12 protein-coding genes, 2 tRNA genes and 2 rRNA genes are annotated in these 19,157 nt (G+C 48.5%); 11 read left to right on the top strand and 5 right to left on the bottom strand.

The genetic code is table 11. The annotated features are described in order from the left end of the window. Positions 1 to 5: 5 nt before the first annotated feature. Together L6468_RS12180 and pyrH are read left to right on the top strand one after the other, a co-directional pair. Entirely contained in the window at positions 6 to 704 is a 699-nt protein-coding gene (locus L6468_RS12180; RefSeq protein ID WP_237793436.1) for a biotin--[acetyl-CoA-carboxylase] ligase, read from the top strand. Between the two features lie 5 nt (positions 705 to 709). Then, positions 710 to 1,420, top strand: coding sequence for a UMP kinase (gene pyrH, locus L6468_RS12175; RefSeq protein WP_091854265.1), 711 nt, complete (start codon positions 710 to 712; stop codon positions 1,418 to 1,420). Between the two features lie 7 nt (positions 1,421 to 1,427). Here the strand turns inward: pyrH and L6468_RS12170 are convergent, their stop codons facing one another. From L6468_RS12170 to L6468_RS12160, 3 genes are read right to left on the bottom strand one after another with little or no spacing between them, the layout of a single operon-like run. Continuing rightward, on the bottom strand, positions 1,428 to 1,808 hold the full coding sequence (locus L6468_RS12170; RefSeq protein ID WP_091854266.1) for a DUF4834 family protein: 381 nt from the start codon (positions 1,806 to 1,808) through the stop codon (positions 1,428 to 1,430). A 21-nt stretch (positions 1,809 to 1,829) separates the two neighbouring features. Further along, entirely contained in the window at positions 1,830 to 2,525 is a 696-nt protein-coding gene (locus tag L6468_RS12165) for a CDP-alcohol phosphatidyltransferase family protein (RefSeq protein WP_237793435.1), read from the bottom strand. A gap of 4 nt (positions 2,526 to 2,529) precedes the next feature. Further along, positions 2,530 to 3,225 (bottom strand): phosphatidylserine decarboxylase family protein, encoded by a 696-nt coding sequence (locus L6468_RS12160; protein ID WP_091819269.1) that lies wholly within the window; start codon positions 3,223 to 3,225, stop codon positions 2,530 to 2,532. Between the two features lie 128 nt (positions 3,226 to 3,353). On the opposite strand from L6468_RS12160, the gene dnaE reads away from it, so the two are divergent. From dnaE to L6468_RS12145, 3 genes are all read left to right on the top strand, one after another. Next, on the top strand, positions 3,354 to 7,145 hold the full coding sequence (gene dnaE / locus L6468_RS12155; RefSeq protein WP_237793434.1) for a DNA polymerase III subunit alpha: 3,792 nt from the start codon (positions 3,354 to 3,356) through the stop codon (positions 7,143 to 7,145). A 61-nt stretch (positions 7,146 to 7,206) separates the two neighbouring features. Beyond that, on the top strand, positions 7,207 to 7,521 hold the full coding sequence (trxA, locus tag L6468_RS12150; RefSeq protein WP_091819271.1) for a thioredoxin: 315 nt from the start codon (positions 7,207 to 7,209) through the stop codon (positions 7,519 to 7,521). Between the two features lie 2 nt (positions 7,522 to 7,523). Beyond that, complete coding sequence (locus L6468_RS12145; RefSeq protein WP_091819272.1) at positions 7,524 to 7,844, top strand: hypothetical protein; 321 nt, start codon at positions 7,524 to 7,526, stop codon at positions 7,842 to 7,844. 43 nt (positions 7,845 to 7,887) lie between these two features. Here the strand turns inward: L6468_RS12145 and fucP are convergent, their stop codons facing one another. Then, on the bottom strand, positions 7,888 to 9,222 hold the full coding sequence (gene fucP, locus L6468_RS12140) for an L-fucose:H+ symporter permease (RefSeq protein WP_237793433.1): 1,335 nt from the start codon (positions 9,220 to 9,222) through the stop codon (positions 7,888 to 7,890). A gap of 110 nt (positions 9,223 to 9,332) precedes the next feature. On the opposite strand from fucP, the gene L6468_RS12135 reads away from it, so the two are divergent. Together L6468_RS12135 and L6468_RS12130 are read left to right on the top strand one after the other, a co-directional pair. After that, positions 9,333 to 12,062 (top strand): bifunctional fucokinase/fucose-1-phosphate guanylyltransferase, encoded by a 2,730-nt coding sequence (locus tag L6468_RS12135; RefSeq protein ID WP_237793432.1) that lies wholly within the window; start codon positions 9,333 to 9,335, stop codon positions 12,060 to 12,062. A gap of 1 nt (position 12,063) precedes the next feature. Continuing rightward, positions 12,064 to 12,867, top strand: coding sequence for a GSCFA domain-containing protein (locus L6468_RS12130; protein ID WP_237793431.1), 804 nt, complete (start codon positions 12,064 to 12,066; stop codon positions 12,865 to 12,867). Between the two features lie 83 nt (positions 12,868 to 12,950). Here L6468_RS12130 and L6468_RS12125 read toward each other — a convergent pair whose 3' ends face one another. Further along, a complete protein-coding gene (locus L6468_RS12125) occupies positions 12,951 to 13,457 on the bottom strand; it encodes a hypothetical protein (protein WP_237793430.1) in 507 nt (168 codons plus the stop codon). 723 nt (positions 13,458 to 14,180) lie between these two features. Between L6468_RS12125 and L6468_RS12120 the strand changes: the two genes are divergently transcribed. The 4 genes from L6468_RS12120 to L6468_RS12105 all read left to right on the top strand — a co-directional run bounded on the left by L6468_RS12120 (position 14,181) and on the right by L6468_RS12105 (position 19,144). Next, a 16S ribosomal RNA gene (locus tag L6468_RS12120) occupies positions 14,181 to 15,710 on the top strand. Between the two features lie 171 nt (positions 15,711 to 15,881). Further along, a tRNA-Ile gene (locus tag L6468_RS12115) sits at positions 15,882 to 15,955 on the top strand. A gap of 15 nt (positions 15,956 to 15,970) precedes the next feature. Continuing rightward, positions 15,971 to 16,044, top strand: a tRNA-Ala gene (locus tag L6468_RS12110). Between the two features lie 204 nt (positions 16,045 to 16,248). Then, a 23S ribosomal RNA gene (locus L6468_RS12105) occupies positions 16,249 to 19,144 on the top strand. Together the 16S and 23S rRNA genes with 2 tRNA genes alongside form the textbook arrangement of a ribosomal RNA operon. Positions 19,145 to 19,157: the final 13 nt, after the last annotated feature.

Raw genomic sequence — 19,157 nt, 5'->3', positions numbered from 1 at the left:
GCACCGTGGAATGGAAAATTATTCATATTGATGAGACAGACTCCACTAATCGTTGGATAAAAGAAAACGGTTCTGGCGATATGGTGGTCGTTGCCGATTACCAGACGGCTGGTCGTGGCTGTGGCACCAATAAATGGGAAAGCGAACGGGGTAAGAATTTGCTTTTTTCTATTCTGATACATCCTGTTGAGGTGCCTGTGATGAAACAGTTCCATATCTCAATGGCTATCTCAATGGCTATCTTTGATGCGCTGGAACAATATATTGGTGATGTGAGTATCAAATGGCCCAATGATATCTATTGGCGTAATGGGAAACTGGGTGGCATCCTGATTGAGAACAGGTTGCAGGGCGGCTGCATCAAGGACTGCATCATCGGTATTGGGCTGAACGTTAATCAAGAGCAGTTTTTCAGTGACGCGCCGAATCCTGTATCCTTGAAACAGATACATGCCGAAGATACAGATCGCGAACAGTTGCTGAGGGATATCCTTGCCCGTTTTGAACAGTATATGACGCAGGATGTGAAAGCCCGATATCTGGCGCATCTCTATCGTCGCAAAGGCTTCCATCCATACACAGATAAGCAAGGAGCATTTATGGCAGAGTTGGTCGATGTTGAGGCCGACGGACATTTGCTGTTGCGTGATGATAACGGTACGCAACGGCGATATGCATTTAAGGAAGTAACATTTATAATATAAAGAATATGGCAAGATTTAAAAGAATTCTTCTTAAACTATCGGGCGAGAGCCTGATGGGAAAGCAGGGCTTCGGTATCGACCCTGAGCGTCTGAGTGACTATGCTCAGCAGATTAAGGAAGTGGCCGAGATGGGGGTGCAGATTGGCATCGTCATAGGCGGCGGCAATATCTTCCGCGGATTGAGTGGCTCGCAGAAAGGCTTCGACCGTGTGAAGGGTGACCAGATGGGTATGTGTGCAACGGTAATCAATTCCTTGGCACTGTCGTCAGCCCTGGGTGCTATCGGTGTTAAGAATAAGGTGCTGACGGCTATCCGCATGGAGCCTATCGGTGAGTTCTACACCAAGTGGAAGGCTATCGAGGCGATGGAGCAGGGACAGGTATGCATCTTCTCTGCAGGTACGGGTTCGCCTTATTTTACTACCGATACCGGTTCGTCGCTGCGCGGCATTGAGATTGAGGCCGACGTGATGCTGAAGGGTACACGTGTGGATGGTATCTATACGGCTGACCCTGAGAAGGATCCTACCGCAACAAAGTTCAATGATATCACGTATAAGGAGGTGTTGGCACGTGGTCTGAAGGTGATGGACCTCACAGCTATCTGTATGTGTCAGGACAATAACCTGCCTATCTATGTCTTTAATATGGATATCGTGGGTAACCTGAAGAAAGTGATGGATGGAGAGGAGATTGGCACTCTGGTGCACAACTAAATTTTTTTTATCTCTCCTCTTTAAAGTCAACATATTCGCCCTCGTCCTGGGCGAATATTTTTTTGTCCCTGTTTGACGTGCGCTGATCGGTAATGGTGATGCCTTCGGCAGTACGGAAGGTACGGCTGGAGGACTGCTGCTGGTTCTGCTTCTTTTGTTTCTGCTTCTTGTCAGTTGTCTTGAAGTAGTCGGCATCAAAATCAAATCCTTCGTTGTCTCTTCTCCTGTAGTTTTTCTTTGACAGACGTTCAAACTCTTCCTCGGTCATCTCACCGTTGGTCATACGCTTGATAAAGCGGTAGCCTTTGCGCAGGTAGTAGAGTGCTACAAGCAAGACGGCTGCAACAATGAGGATGAAAACGACGAATATGATGAGAAAAAACTCCATAGGCTACGCAGAAAAGACGGATTATTTGCGTTGTGTGAGAATCGAAAGCAGAATGTACCATGCAATCACAGCAGCCAGTCCGCTTACTCCCAAGAATGCAAGCAGGATGATGCTGGTCAGCAGGAAGATATACTTCACCTCGTTGCCCTTCCATCCCCAGATCTTGAATTTCAAGGCAAACATGGGAATCTCGGCTATCAGCAGATAACTGAAGATGAATACCGCTGCAATAACACCGTAAACAGAGTAGGGTGATGAAGCAAGGAAATCGCCAGCGCCTACGATAAGTGAACCCCAGAACAGAGCATTGGCAGGTGTTGGTAATCCGATGAATCCCATAGTCTGGCGCTCGTCAAGGTTGAACTTAGCCAGACGAAGTGCAGAAAAGGCTGCCATGACGAATGCGGCATAAGGCAACAGGTCGTTAATGATGCTTGTCTCGCCCGCGTTGGCGCACATGTTCTGAAGAAAACTGAAGATGATGGCCGATGGTGCAAAACCAAAGGTGATATCATCGGCCAGGGAGTCAAGCTCTTTACCTATGGGCGAACTGACGTGAAGCAGACGGGCCGTCATACCGTCAAAGAAATCGAACACGGCTCCAATGACAATAAACAGCAGCGCTAATTCAAATTCGGTCTGAAAAGCCCAATAGGTGGCTATACAACCCGAAATCAGGTTGCAGCATGTAATCATATTGGGAATATGCTTCTTCATATCATTAAGGCAGTTTTGCAATCACCGTCTGGTCACCAGTAGTGGGCTGCTTCATCTTGACACATGGTGTAGAACCAAGTGGCAGGTAAACGTCCACGCGTGAGCCCAACTTGATGAATCCCAGGTGCTCGTCAATGTAGCAGTCTTCATTGCTCTTGGCGTAGGTCACGATACGTCGTGCCATGGCGCCGGCAATCTGGCGTACCAGAACCTCCTGGCCGTCAGGTGTTTCTATCATGATGTCGGCATGCTCGTTCTCCTCGCTGGCCTTGGGCAGCCAAGCCTTGTGGTAGTTGCCGTCAAAGTGCTTGACAAACTTGACCTGTCCGTCAACGGGGAACCAGTTGGCATGCACGTTCAGCGGACTCATGAAAATACTCATCATCAGTCGCTTGTCGTGGAAATACTCGTCCTCGTCCACCTCTTCAATCACTACAATCTTACCATCGGCAGGTGCTACAACAGTTTTTGTCGTGTCATCATTGAAATAGCGGATAGGGCAGCGATAGAAGTTGAGCATCAACAGCCATGCCATGCCAAAAATGGCTACAAAGAGGATAAAGGGAATGATAGTCAGCGTATCGGATGTACGCCACAACACTACAGCGATAGCAACAAGGATAAACATGCTATAAAGCAGTTCCTCTGTTCCTTCGCGATGGATACGTATTTTTTTTAATTTTTTGATTCTTTCTCCCATGGTTGGTAGTGAAATACACAATTTCGATGCAAAGGTAATGCTTTTTTGTCAATTAACAAACTTTTTGGGCTATTCTTTTGGTAATATCAACTTTTCAACGTAACTTTGAACTCCAATTTGAGGATTTCATGGAAGATTTTATACATTTACACGTACATACTTATTATTCTATACTTGACGGACAGTCGAAGATAAAGAATCTGGTTGACAAGGCTGTCCGTGATGGCATGCGAGGCATGGCTATCACCGATCATGGCGATATGTTTGGCATCAAGGAGTTTCACGACTATTGTATCGGTGTGAACAAAAGTCGCAAGAAAGAAGGTTTGGACCCCTTTATTCCTATCTTTGGTTGCGAAATGTATGTATCGCGTCATGGCTCGAAGTCCTTACGTCGAGGTAAGGAGGATCAGAGCGGTTATCACCTTATTGTGTTAGCCAAGAATTATAAGGGCTATAAGAACCTGATTAAGTTGGTGTCGAACTCGTGGGTAGATGGTTACTATATGCGTCCTCGTACCGACCGTGAGGATCTGGAGAAGTATCACGAGGGCTTGATTGTCTGTTCGGCATGTATTGCTGGCGAGGTGCCTGCAAAAATCCTGAAAGGCGATATGGCTGGTGCCCGCGAGGCGGTGGAGTGGTATCACCGCGTGTTTGGCGAGGACTATTATCTGGAACTTCAACGCCACGAGGTGAAAGATCCTACGGTGCGTGCCAATCGTGAGACTTTCCCCCTGCAGCAGCAAGCTAATAAGGTGCTCATTGAACTGGCTCGAGAGTATGGCATTAAGCTGATATGCTCTAATGATGTGCACTTCGTGGAGCAGGAGAATGCTGAGGCCCATGACCACTTGCTGTGTCTTTCTACAGGTAAGGACCTTGATGATCCCACACGTATGCTCTACTCCAAACAGGAGTGGTTCAAGACCAAGGCCGAGATGAACGAGATCTTCAGCGATGTGCCAGAGGCGTTGAGCAATACGTTGGAGATATTGGAAAAGTGCGAGATCTATTCTATAGACCACGACCCCATCATGCCATTCTTCCCCATTCCGGAAAGTTTCGGCACCGAGGAGCAGTGGCGTCAGCGTATCAGCGAGGAGCAACTCTATGAGGAGTTTACACGCGACGAGAATGGAGATAATCCCATGTCGCGCGAAGAGGGTGAAAAGAAAATCAAGAAGTTGGGCGGCTACGACAAGCTCTACCGTATCAAGTTTGAAGCCGACTTCCTGGCAGAACTGGCATATAAGGGAGGTAAGGAACGCTATCTGCCCAACGAGGAGCTGGTGCTTGAGAAGGTAGAGGTTGATACTGGCAATCCCCAATCCTCATACACCATTCTGCACTCGTCATTACCCAAGGAGGTTGACGACCGTATCCGATTTGAACTGCATATCATGAAGACCATGGGTTTCCCAGGTTACTTCCTTATTGTGCAGGACTTCATCAACTCGGCACGCGATGAACTGGATGTGTGGGTAGGACCAGGACGTGGCTCGGCTGCCGGTTCTGTGGTGGCTTATTGCTTGGGTATCACGAAGATTGACCCCTTGAAATACGATTTGCTGTTTGAGCGTTTCCTGAACCCCGACCGTATCTCGCTTCCTGATATTGACACCGACTTCGATGATGATGGACGCGGAAAGGTGCTGAAATGGGTGATGGATAAGTATGGCCACGAGAACTGTGCCCATATTATCACATATGCCTCTATGGCCACAAAGAACTCCATTAAGGATGTGGCACGTGTTGAGAAGGTACCCCTGGCTATTTCAAATGCCTTGTGTAAGGCCATCCCCGACCGACTGCCTGATGGTATGAAGATGAATCTGCCCAACGCTATCAAATGCACACCCGAACTTCGTGATGCTGAGGCCAGCACAGATCCTGCACTGGCAAATACGATTAAGTATGCGAAGATGTTGGAGGGCACGGTGCGTGGTACGGGTATTCATGCCTGTGGCTTCATTATCTGTCGTGACCCGATTTCCGACTGGGTGCCCGTCTCTACTGCCGACGACCCGGACTTCAAGGATATGAAGACCAACTGTACGCAGTATGATGGTCACGTGATTGAATCAACGGGGTTGATCAAGATGGACTTCTTGGGACTGAAGACGCTTTCCGAGATGAAGGAATGCTGCGCTGTTATCAAGCAGACGCGTGGCATCGATGTTGACCTCGACCATATTCCTATCGACGACCCCAAAACGTTCGAACTCTACCAGCAGGGACGCACCATTGGTACGTTCCAGTTTGAGTCGAATGGTATGCAGAAATATTTGCGCGAGTTGCATCCTACGGTCTTCGAAGACCTTATCGCTATGAATGCCCTCTATCGCCCGGGCCCAATGGACTATATCCCTTCGTTTATCGCTCGTAAAAACGGTAACGAGGAAATCAAATACGATATTCCCTGCATGGAGAAATACCTGAAAGATACCTATGGTATCACGGTGTATCAAGAGCAGGTGATGTTGCTCTCTCGACAACTGGCCGACTTCACCCGAGGCGAGAGTGATGCTCTTCGTAAGGCCATGGGTAAGAAGAAAAAGGATATCGTAGATGCGATGAAGCCTAAATTCATCGAAGGCGGAAAGAAAAATGGTCACGATCCGAAGGTGCTCGATAAAATCTGGGCCGACTGGGAGAAGTTTGCTTCTTATGCGTTCAATAAGTCGCATGCCGCCTGCTACTCATGGGTGGCTTATCAGACGGCCTATTTGAAGGCTAACTATCCTGCCGAATTTATGGCTGCCATCATGAGTCGTCGTCGTGACCAGATTACTGAAATCACCAAACTGATGGATGAGTGTAAGTCGATGGGCATCGCGACACTGGGTCCTGATGTGAACGAGTCGTATCAGAAATTCGGTGTGAACCATAAGGGTGAGATCCGTTTCGGTTTGGCTGCTATCAAGGGTCTGGGTGATGGCGCTGCTCTTGCTATTATTAATGAGCGCGAGAAGAACGGTCCTTATAAGGATATCTACGACTTCGCACAGCGTATACCGTTCTCCAGCGTGAACCGCAAGGCATTTGAATCACTGGCGCTGAGTGGCGGATTTGACAGCTTTGGTATTCGCCGTGAGGCTTTCTTTGCTGAGAATAATAAGGGAGAGATGTTTATTGATACGTTGGTGCGCTATGGCCAGACCTATCAGATTGAAAAGCAGCAGGCCGTCAATTCTCTCTTCGGAGGTTTCGATGATGTGGAGATTGCTACACCGCCTGTACCAAAGACGGATGTGCGCTGGAGTGATATAGAACGCCTGAATAAGGAACGTGACCTTGTAGGTATCTACTTGTCGGCACACCCGCTGGATGAGTATCGTATCATACTTGAGAACCTGTGTAATACTAAGTGTAGTGAATTGGCTGACGTCAGTTCGCTCAAGGACCGGCAGGATGTTATCTTTGGCGGTATCGTTACTGCAGTCCGTTCAAAGTTCACAAAACGAGGTGAGCCTTGTGGCTTTGTCACGATAGAAGATTTTGACGGCTCGGGTGAGTTGGCACTTTTCGGACAAGACTGGGGTACCTTGAATGGTATGTTTACCGAGGGTGCCACTGTCTATGTGACAGGTAAGATGAAACCGCGTTTCCAATACTCGGATGCTTTGGAGCTCAAGATTTCCAATGTGGAGTATCTGCAGAGCGTGAAGGACAAGGCTATCGATCGTCTTACAATCTTCGTGGTTACAGACCATGAGGAGATGAATGAGCAAGTGGTAGAGGAACTCAACAATCTTGTTGCTGAGTGTCCGGGTAATACCCGGCTCTATTTCCAGTTGCGCGACTCTACTGGCAAGCATCGCGTGCTGCTCCGTTCGCAGAACAGGACCGTTGATGTGAGACAGCAGATTATTGATTTCATTGATGAAAATCCGGCATTGGATTATAAGATTAATTAATGGCACGGTGTTTGCATGGTTGATATTGACACATAATAACCCTAAATAAAAACTAAAGTATATGGAAGTACAAGTAACAAATGAGAACTTTGAGTCTCTGAAGAATGGTAATCTGCCCCTGGTATTGGATTTCTGGGCTACATGGTGTGGTCCCTGCCGTATGGTGTCTCCAATCCTTTCTGAACTGGCAGAAAAATACGATGGAAAGATCGTTGTTGGTAAGTGCGACGTAGAGGAGAATGAGGATCTGGCTGCAGAGTTCGGTATCCGCAATATCCCTACTATCTTGTTCTTTAAAGGTGGTGTTCAGGTAGATAAGGTCGTGGGCGCCCAGTCTAAGGATAAGTTCATTGAGAAAATTGAAGCAATGCTCTGATTATGGCAACTTTTGACGAAGAACTGCTACAGGATCAGGAGGAGAATAAGCGCGAGATAGCGTTTATCCGTGAGCAGCTGCCCAGCGACTTGAAGGAATTGTATACCGACGACCAACTGGTGTGGATGCTTGACACCATCGCTACCTATTTCTATGAGAGTGGTATCCTGGAGTCTGATGATGACGAGGTGGATGTCGATATCGATGATGTGGCTGGCTATCTGTGCAAACAGGCAGAGAAAGAAAAACTGTCCCACCTCGATCCCGATGAAGTCCGTTTCGTCGTAGAAGCTGATTTGGATTATCAAGAAAATAGCCTGTGAATTTCACAGGCTTTTTCTTTGTATTTAACTTTGAGTATTCTCCTTAAACATGGTCTTCTGCGTCAGGACTCAGGATGTAATGGCGGATATATGCCCTGTGTCCATAGATGGCTATCACAATGAAACTGATTAAGGGGATAGTAAACGAAAGGTTTGTAGCGGAAATGTCCATGATGGTGATGCCAGAGTCAATGATGAGGGCCTGGAGTGGTGGAAAGACTGATCCGCCCAGGATGGCCATGATAAGTCCGGCACCGGCAAACTTGACGTTGTCGCCAACGTGGCGTAGCGCAATGCCGTAGATGGTTGGAAACATCAGTGACATGCAGGCGGAGATGCCAACCAGACAGTAGATGCCGTTGCGGTCGGGGAATAGGATGGCACCTATTGTAAGTCCGATGGCCGATATGGCTAATATGGATAATAGTCTGCCTGCTGGTATGTATTTCAGGAACCAGGTGCATATGAATCGGCTGACGGTGAAGAACACCATGGCAATGATGTTGTATTTCTGTGACAGGATTTCTGCACTTTTCTCGTCCATGCCTTCTTCCATGAATACGCGTGTGCCGTATTGTATGATAAAGGTCCAGCATGATACCTGGGCTCCTACGTAGAAGAACTGGGCGATGATACCTTCGCGATAGTTGGCTATGTGAAGCAGTTCTTTGAAGGCTCTTACGATGCTTTTGTTTACGCGGGTGTCGGTGGCTTTTGGCATCTTTGTCAGTCGGATAAGTACCAACAGGAAGATGCAGGCTGCTCCCAGTCCGAGGTATGGGCCAATAAGTACGCTTAGGTCGTTGTCTTTCAGGATGTTAAACTGTGTGTCTGGCAAAATGGCACGCTGTTCTGTGGTCATCGGACTCATCTTGCTTTGTACGAACTCCATGGCGATATACATACCCATCAGTGCCCCTATGGGGTTGAATGCCTGTGCCAGGTTCAGTCGTTGGGTGGCAGTATCCTCGCTACCCATGCAGTAGATATAGGGGTTGCACGACGTTTCCAGGAATGAAAGACCGCATGTCAGGATGAAATAGGCCAACAGGAACGGGTAGTACATACCTGTCATTTTGGCAGGAAAAAACATGAATGAGCCTATGGCAAAGAGCGACAAACCTACCAGTACACCGGCTTTAAAGGAGTAGCGCTGAATAAACATGGCAGCGGGAAAGGCCATGGCGAAATAACCTAAGTAGAAGGCTACCTGTACCAGTGCACCTTCCGTTACGCTCATGCGGAAAATCTTGGAGAAGGCCTTCACAATAGGGCCTGTCATGTCATTAGCAAAGCCCCATAAGGCGAAACAACTGGTAATCAGTATGAATGGTATCAGAAAGTTGATGCCGTTTTTCGTGAGTATCTTTACTTCCATTTTAGCTTTTAGTTATTTAATAATGGTGCAAAATTACATTATTTTTTTTATTTATCTGCTTCTTTGCGTTTTTTTATTTAAATTTGCAGGCAAATAATTAAAAAACGGAAATGAAGAAATTGCTTTCTTTGCCTCCCAACCTCGTCAGAAAAGGTGAAAAGGGGGGTACTATATTTCACCAGATAACTGAATTGTCCGAAGAGGAGTATTTCTGCACTTGTGACCCTGAAGGTCATCGCATAGGCAGTGGGGGCGGTTCTGCATGGTTGCTCATGGAGGCTTTCAGACAGTCTCGCAAAGCGCAATTCGATGAATGGCTTTCCAGTGAAAAGCGTATTCTGCTTCATGCAGGCGGACAGAGTCGTCGCTTGCCTTCGTATGCGCCGTCGGGAAAGATTCTGACGCCAATCCCCGTATTCCGATGGGAGCGTGGACAGCGTTTGTCGCAAGATTTGATGTCGCTTCAACTGCCTCTTTATGAGCAGATGATGAATATGACCCCGAAGGGGTTGAATACAATGATTGTCAGTGGTGATGTACTGATTCGTACCAGTCAGCCGGTGGGACCGGTGCCTCAGGCTGATGTAGTGGTCTATGGCCTTTGGCTCGATGCCAGTGTGGCAAAGAATCATGGCGTGTTTGTGAGCGATCGCCGCACGCCCCAGGTGCTAAAACAGATGTTGCAGAAGCCCAGTGTCGAGGAGCTGCATCAGCTCCAGAAGGATCATTATTACCTGACGGATATTGGTGTCTGGATTCTGAGTGACAGGGCGATACGTTTGCTGATGAATAGATGTATGGAGGGGGATGCTAGCGCTAACTCTCAAATAAAATACTATGATCTCTATTCTGATTTCGGTCGCTCGTTGGGTACGGAACCGCTGATTGATGATGCAGAAATTAAGTCTCTTTCTGTAGCTGTTGTGCCTTTAGCTGGTGGAGAGTTCTATCATTTTGGTACTTCTCGTGAAATGATATCTTCTACGGTTGTCTTGCAGAATCTTGTCTGTGACCAGCGTCAGATTATGCACCACGACCTTAAACCACATCCGTCTATCTTTGTGCAGAATGCGTTGCTTGATGTTTCTTTCTCGGCTGAGAACCAGAATATATGGATAGAGAACAGTCATATCGGAAAAAGATGGAAGCTGACATCTGAGAATATTGTCACGGGTGTACCTCGAAATGACTGGCAGATAACGCTTGCTCCCGGACAGTGTCTGGATGTTGTACCTATTGGTGGCGACCGTTTTGCTGTGCGTCTTTATCATATAGATGATAGGTTCGATGGTGCCGAACAGCAGCGCAAGCAGTTCCCTGTTCTTGCTTATAACGAGATTGAACCGTGGTTGCAGGCAAACCTCAGCCCTCATCCATCAGACATCATCCCTCATCCCTCCGCCCTCTTCTCTGCGGAGGAGATATCTGCAGAGGCCAACTTGGCTCGTCTGTTTGAACAGCGTGTTGATTTCCGGAAGACAAATTGGTCTGCCATTGCCCGTAACTGGCACCATAGCGTGTTCTATCAGTTGGACCTGGATGATGCTGCCCATGAATTCAAACGTTATGGCATCCCCATGCCTGCACCGTTAGAGGATGACGCGCCGTTGATGGTGCGTATTCATGATGCCATGTTTCGTGGACATAGTGATGAGGCTTTCGGACTGTTGCGTCAAGGACTTACAGAGCGCGTGTTAGCAGAACCGCAGCAGCCGCAGATGTCTGTCATGCAAGATCAGATAGTCTGGGGACGTAGTCCTGTGCGCATTGATATTGCTGGTGGTTGGACCGACACGCCTCCGTATTGCTTGCTGGAAGGTGGTAATGTGGTCAATCTGGCTATTGAACTGAATGGTCAGCCGCCTCTTCAGACTTATGTGAAACCGTGCGCAGAACCACGTATTGTCTTGAGAAGTATTGACCTGGGCGCCTCTGAGGTTGTGGAGACATACGAACAACTACAACAGTTTAATAGGGTGGGATCGCCTTTCTCTATTCCTAAGGCTGCACTGGCCTTGGCTGGTTTCCTGCCTCAGTTCTCCGTGAATCGTTATCCGTCGCTCAAAGCGCAGTTGGAGGCCTTTGGTTGCGGTATCGAACTGACCTTGTTGTCGGCTATTCCTGCTGGTAGCGGACTGGGTACCAGTAGTATCCTGGCGGCAACAGTGCTTGGGGCGGTGAGTGATTTCTGTAGTTTGGCATGGGACAAGAACGAGATAGGACGTCGTACGCTGGTGCTGGAGCAGTTGCTGACCACGGGTGGTGGCTGGCAAGATCAGTTTGGTGGCGTGTTGGGTGGCGTAAAACTGCTGCAAACCCAGAGTGGATTTGATCAGGCTCCTTTGGCTCGCTGGTTGCCTACCGATCTCTATGTGCAGCCAGAGTATCAACAGTGCCATCTGCTTTATTATACCGGCATCACGCGTACTGCCAAGCATATCTTGGCGGAGATTGTTCGCCGCATGTTCCTGAATAATGGGGAACAACTGCGTTTGTTGCGTCAGATGAAGGAGCACACCATGATGATGTATGATGCTATTCAGCGTCAGGATTTTGTTCAGATGGGCACGCTTGTCCGTCGCACATGGGAACAGAATCAGTTGCTCGATAGCGGCACCAACCCTGCTCAGGTACGTCAGCTCACGGATCTGATAGATGATCTCTGTCTGGGCTATAAATTACCTGGTGCTGGCGGTGGTGGCTATCTTTATATGGTGGCAAAAAGTCCTGAGGCTGCAGCACGTATCCGTAGGATTCTGACGGGAAACAGGTTGAGCTCGAATGCCAGATTTGTGGATATGTCATTATCTCTTAATGGTTTACAAATAAGTAGAAGTTGAGATGGAATTTCGTACTGTTGTAGAGGTTGATGCACCTGGCTTTCAAATAGAACCTTTGGAATCTATTCTTTTCGTAGGTTCTTGTTTTGCCGATAAGATAGGGCGTCGTTTTGAGGAAGAGCGTTTTCCCGTCACGGTGAATCCTTTCGGTGTGATGTATAATCCTGCATCGATACTTCACACCGTGCAGCGTTGTGACGCGGCTCCTCGCATCGCGTTCTTCACATTGGGCACCAATCACGTTTATCGCCTTAAGGAGACGGGCGAGATAGTGGACAACTGTCAGAAGCGTCCGCAGCGTCTTTTTCAGGAGGAGGAACTCACTATCGACCAGTGTGTCGATTACTTGTCGCAGGCTGCGGAGGAGTTGCACCGTCGCTGTCCTGATGTGCGCATCGTCCTGACGGTCAGTCCTATTCGCTATGCTAAGTATGGCTATCACGGCAGTCAGTTGTCGAAGGCCACTTTGCAGTTAGCAGCTCATCAACTGACGAAAGAAAAACCGTTTGTCTCTTATTTCCCTGCTTATGAAATTGTCCTCGATGAGCTGCGCGACTATCGTTTCTATCAGCCCGACATGCTTCATCCGTCTGATCAGGCGGTAGAGTATATCTGGCAGCGGTTTGTTGAGGCTTATTTCAGTCCGCGCGCCAAGCAGTTCCTGCAAGAGTGGAAACCTATCAAGGAGGCTTTGGGCCACCGTCCTTTCCATCCGGAAAGCGACACCTATCGCCAGTTTATGGAAAAAACGCGCCAGCAAGAGGCAGACTTGCTGGCACGCTATCAGAGTGAGCAACGGATTTGAGCGAAGATATATCTCAATCCGTAGTCGGTCGGGGACTGGCACCTGTCTCATATTGGTGCTTAATAGTTGTATATCCGCAAGTTTTATTTGCTAAACATTTCCTTCAAAACATCTTGCTCAACATTGGTTGGTATGGTATCCTTTTTGCAGCAGTCAACAATGTATTTTACTGTCTTTTTAGAGAGATGGGCTCTTTTCCATACGTCCAGATGATTCTGATATCTTCCTTTGAAGGTGGTCTTGTCTGTGAGTTTCATTCCGTCGTTGGTGGCTTCTCGTCCCATCTCAGAGTACCAACCGTCTTTAAAAGTGTACACCCCATACTCTTGAGGCTCAATCGATAGACCGGTTGTTCCACTGCTTGTCTTTGTTATTGAGATTCCTGCAGCTGCATATTCTCCGTTGGGACCGTAATATTTGAATTGGCGGTAGCCTCTTTTCAGCCCCCAAACAATGATGTTTCCGTTGTCAAAAATCATAGAATCCATCATCCATGCACCAACGAGGGCTTTTTCAGATATTTTTTCTTGGGCGTTCACTTGCATAGCACTCATAAGCGCTACTGTCATCATAAGAATAATTTTTTTCATAATGTTTGTTTTAAGTTTCTAGTTGATATTCATGTTGCAAAAGTAGTTATTTTTAGGTTCACTGCCAAACTTTAACGCTGGAAAGATTAAATATTCAATAAACAATGAATAAACAGACAATAAACAAACAAGTGTAAACTGTTTGTTATCAATGGATTGTGTCTTAGTTCTGTTCTTGCAATAAGTTGTCGAATTTCTCGGGTTCCCCTTGATGAGCCGGACATTGCGGTTGCCTTTTGAAGTTCCTCTATAGCTTGTGGCACATCGTCCATAGCAACATATGTGCGAGCCAAGATATAATGAGCCAGCAGGCGTTCGTTAGGTGTGCCGTCTTGCAGATGGCCTTCTGTGTAAAAACAGCTCTCCCTATATAATATATAATAAGGTGAAGGTTGTTTTGTGTATTGATATAAATCAAGAGCGCATAAAAAATGCATGAAAAAAGTGATTTTTTATAGGAAAAGTTTTGGTGGTTCAGAAAAAAGTCGTACCTTTGCACCCGCAAATCAGGAACACCTCCTGACAAGCGAAATAGGAAAGAGTTCTTTGAAAGATTTACATAGACAGAAGTAGTACAAGAAGCGAGAGCAGAAATGCTCTTGGGTAGAAGAAACAAACCGTTTAATTCTTAACTTGATACTGGATAGTCGTTCTGAGACAGATATAAAAAGATTGTGAAAGCAGTATTTCCTGCTTTACCAAAACTTTAAAGATACAAATTTTACAATGAAGAGTTTGATCCTGGCTCAGGATGAACGCTAGCTACAGGCTTAACACATGCAAGTCGAGGGGCAGCGAGAAGAAAGCTTGCTTTCTTTGTCGGCGACCGGCGCACGGGTGAGTAACGCGTATCCAACCTTCCCCTTAGTAGAGGATAGCCCGGCGAAAGTCGGATTAATACTCTATGTTATTCGTTGAGGACATCTGAAATGAATCAAAGGTTTACCGCTAAGGGATGGGGATGCGTCTGATTAGGTTGTTGGCGGGGTAACGGCCCACCAAGCCCACGATCAGTAGGGGTTCTGAGAGGAAGGTCCCCCACATTGGAACTGAGACACGGTCCAAACTCCTACGGGAGGCAGCAGTGAGGAATATTGGTCAATGGACGGAAGTCTGAACCAGCCAAGTAGCGTGCAGGATGACGGCCCTATGGGTTGTAAACTGCTTTTGTACGGGAATAAAGTGCGGGACGTGTCCCGTTTTGTATGTACCGTAAGAATAAGGACCGGCTAATTCCGTGCCAGCAGCCGCGGTAATACGGAAGGTCCGGGCGTTATCCGGATTTATTGGGTTTAAAGGGAGCGCAGGCTGGAGATTAAGCGTGACGTGAAATGCCGCGGCTCAACCGTGGAAGTGCGTCGCGAACTGGTTTCCTTGAGTGTATTCGACGTCAGCGGAATTCGTGGTGTAGCGGTGAAATGCTTAGATATCACGAAGAACTCCGATTGCGAAGGCAGCTGGCGAGGCTATAACTGACGCTAAAGCTCGAAGGTGCGGGTATCGAACAGGATTAGATACCCTGGTAGTCCGCACGGTAAACGATGGATGCCCGCTGTATGCGATATACTGTATGCGGCCAAGCGAAAGCGTTAAGCATCCCACCTGGGGAGTACGCCGGCAACGGTGAAACTCAAAGGAATTGACGGGGGCCCGCACAAGCGGAGGAACATGTGGTTTAATTCGATGATACGCGAGGAACCTTACCCGGGCTTGAACTGCAGGAGAACGATTCAGAGATGATGAGGCCCTTCGGGGCTCCTGTGGAGGTGCTGCATGGTTGTCGTCAGCTCGTGCCGTGAGGTGTCGGCTTAAGTGCCATAACGAGCGCAACCCCTGCGACTAGTTGCCATCAGGTTATGCTGGGCACTCTGGTTGGACTGCCACCGTAAGGTGTGAGGAAGGTGGGGATGACGTCAAATCAGCACGGCCCTTACGTCCGGGGCTACACACGTGTTACAATGGGAGGTACAGAGAGATGGTGTTCCGCAAGGCGCATCTAATCCTAAAAGCCTTCCTCAGTTCGGATTGGGGTCTGCAACCCGACCCCATGAAGCTGGATTCGCTAGTAATCGCGCATCAGCCATGGCGCGGTGAATACGTTCCCGGGCCTTGTACACACCGCCCGTCAAGCCATGAAAGCCGGGGGCGCTTGAAGTCCGTGACCGCAAGGATCGGCCTAGAGCGAAACTGGTAATTGGGGCTAAGTCGTAACAAGGTAGCCGTACCGGAAGGTGCGGCTGGAACACCTCCTTTCTGGAGAGAATGACTATAAAAGGTAAAAGTGAATAGTGAAAAGTGAAAAATTTGCTACCGCTTTAAGTTAAGAAGGTTAGTTTTTAACCCAGTGCTTCTTTACTGCTGATGTTTATAATATAAGAATAGAGAAAGATGAAGCTGAGCGTAGTAACGGCGAAGCTTGAAGCCAGTCCTATAGCTCAGTTGGTTAGAGCGCCACACTGATAATGTGGAGGTCGGCAGTTCAAGTCTGCCTGGGACTACATCTGACTCCAAACGGGGGATTAGCTCAGTTGGCTAGAGCACCTGCTTTGCAAGCAGGGGGTCAACGGTTCGAATCCGTTATTCTCCACTAGGTACGGACGACCTCTGAAATTTAATGTTTCATGTTTAATGTTTCAAGTACAGAGATCTTTGACATATTGACACACAAGACTGTAAGTAAAGACTTTAAGAAGTCAAACTGAGTAGATTAAAAAATCTCAAAATTACAGCTGAAAGTATGAGCTATGCATTGAATGTTTAATGTTTAATCATTAATGTTTAATGTATATAGGCGAAAGCAAGTTAGGGCGTCTGGTGGATGCCTTGGCTCTCGGAGGCGATGAAGGACGTGATAAGCTGCGATAAGCTCTGGGTAGATGCAAATAATCTTTGATCCAGGGATTTCCGAATGGGACAACCCAGCAGTCTGAAGGACTGTTATTCCTACAAAGGTAGGAAGGCAAACGGGGGGAACTGAAACATCTTAGTACCCTCAGGAAGAGAAAATAAACAATGATTCCCCTAGTAGTGGCGAGCGAACGGGGAAGAGCCCAAACCTGTTATGTAGCAATGCATAATGGGGGTTGTAGGACCACGCCGTGGTACTCTGATCATGAGCAGAATGTTCTGGAAAGTTCAACCATAGAAGATGAAAGTTCTGTACGCGAAGTGAAATGAGGCCTAGTGGTATCCTGAGTAACGCGGAGCACGAGGAATTCTGCGCGAATCTGCCGGGACCATCCGGTAAGGCTAAATACTCCCGAGAGACCGATAGCGAACCAGTACCGTGAGGGAAAGGTGAAAAGCACCCCTATTAGGGGAGTGAAATAGTACCTGAAACCAGTCGCCTACAAGCGGTCGGAGCTAGTTATACTAGTGACGGCGTGCCTTTTGCATAATGAACCTACGAGTTACCATGTCCGGCGAGGTTAAGCCCTTCTGGGGCGCAACCGCAGTGAAAGCGAGGCTGAAGAGGCCGCCCAAGTCGGATGGGGTAGACGCGAAACCGAGTGATCTACACATGTCCAGGATGAAGTCCCGGTAACACGGGATGGAGGTCCGCACCGATAAGCGTTGAAAAGCTTCCGGATGAGGTGTGTGTAGGAGTGAAAGGCCAATCAAACTCGGAGATAGCTCGTACTCCCCGAAAGGCATTTAGGTGCCGCGTCGGATGGTCACCGTGAGAGGTAGAGCGACCGATAGGTCAAGAGGGCTTCACCGCCTATCGAGACCTGACGAACTCCGAATGCTCACGGTCTGCAGTCCGGCAGTAAGGGGGCGGGTGCTAAGGTCCGTCCCCGAGAGGAGAAGAATCCAGACCGCCGTCTAAGGTCCCGGAATCCTGTCTGAGTTAGTCTAACGAAGTGTGGCCTCGATGACAGCTAGGATGTTGGCTTGGAAGCAGCCATTCATTCAAAGAGTGCGTAACAGCTCACTAGTCGAGAGGCCGTGCATGGATAATAATCGGGTATAAGACAGGTACCGAAGGCGCGGGATAGCATTAAGAAGTATCGGTAGGGGAGCATTCCAGCGACGTCGAAGGTGAAGGATGACCTTCACTGGAGTTTCTGGAAAAGCAAATGTAGGTATAAGTAACGATAAGACGGGTGAGATTCCCGTCCGCCATAAGACTAAGGTTTCCCGGGCGATGTCAATCACCCCGGGGTGAGTCGGGTCCTAAGTTTAAGCCGAACGGCGAGAGCGATGGCTGACACGGTTAATATTCCGTGACTACCATACGGGGCGACGTGGTGACGGAGCAGTGACACTGCCGCGTGCTGACGGAATAGCACGTTGAAGCGTGTAGGTGTAGAGGAGTGCAGGCAAATCCACACTCCGAGCCGAACGTGACAGTACAGGGTCTTCTTCGGAAGAACTTGATAGCGCAGGTAAACATACTCCCGAGAAAAACCGCTAAGCTTAACCCGTGTGGTACCCGTACCGCAAACGGACACACGTAGTCGGGTAGAACATACTAAGGCGTTGAGAGATTCGTGGCTAAGGAACTAGGCAAACTGACCCTGTAACTTCGGGATAAAGGGTCCTCACTTTAAGTGAGGCGCAGAGAATAGGTCCAGGCAACTGTTTAACAAAAACACAGGGCTGTGCAAACTCGAAAGATGAGGTATACAGCCTGACACCTGCCCGGTGCTGGAAGGTTAAGAGGAGATGTCAGTGGTAACATGAAGCATTGAATTGAAGCCCCAGTAAACGGCGGCCGTAACTATAACGGTCCTAAGGTAGCGAAATTCCTTGTCGGGTAAGTTCCGACCTGCACGAATGGTGTAATGATCCGGACGCTGTCTCGGCCACGATCTCAGTGAAATTGTAGTATCGGTGAAGATGCCGATTACCCGCGATGGGACGAAAAGACCCCGTGAACCTTTACTACAGCTTAGCACTGACCTTGGTCATCGGATGTGTAGGATAGGCCGGAGGCTATGAAGTGGGCGCGCCAGCGTTCATGGAGCCGCCGTTGAAATACGGCCCTTCTGCTGCCTGAGGTCTAACACGCAGTTGCGTGGACACTGTTTGGTGGGTAGTTTGACTGGGGTGGTCGCCTCCAAAAGCGTAACGGAGGCTTCCAAAGGTGCCCTCGGGCCGATTGGTAACCGGCCTTATAGAGTGTAAAGGCAAAAGGGCGCTTGACTGGGAGGCAGACATGCCGAGCAGGCAGGAAACTGGGGCTTAGTGATCCGGTGCAAGTGTATGGAAACTGCATCGCTCAAAGGATAAAAGGTACTCCGGGGATAACAGGCTGATCCCCCCCAAGAGCTCATATCGACGGGGTGGTTTGGCACCTCGATGTCGGCTCGTCACATCCTGGGGCTGGAGAAGGTCCCAAGGGTTGGGCTGTTCGCCCATTAAAGTGGCACGCGAGCTGGGTTCAGAACGTCGTGAGACAGTTCGGTCTCTATCTATCGTGGGCGTGGGAGTCTTGAGTGGATCGGACACTAGTACGAGAGGACCGTGTTTGACTGACCTCCGGTTTACCGGTTGTACCGCCAGGTGCACCGCCGGGTATCCGCGTCGGGATCGGATAAGCGCTGAAAGCATCTAAGTGCGAAGCCGGCCACAAGATGAGGGCTCCATTGAGGGTCGTCGTAGACTACGACGTTGATAGGGTGCAGGTGTAAAGACAGTGATGTCAAAGCCGAGCACTACTAATTGCCCGAAGGCTTTCGCTAATAAAGCGCATGC

Source organism: Prevotella communis (genome assembly GCF_022024115.1).
Classification (GTDB): Bacteria; Bacteroidota; Bacteroidia; order Bacteroidales; family Bacteroidaceae; genus Prevotella; species Prevotella communis.
Note: the sequence above shows the minus strand (reverse complement) of the source record. Positions and strands in the feature narration are given on the sequence as shown.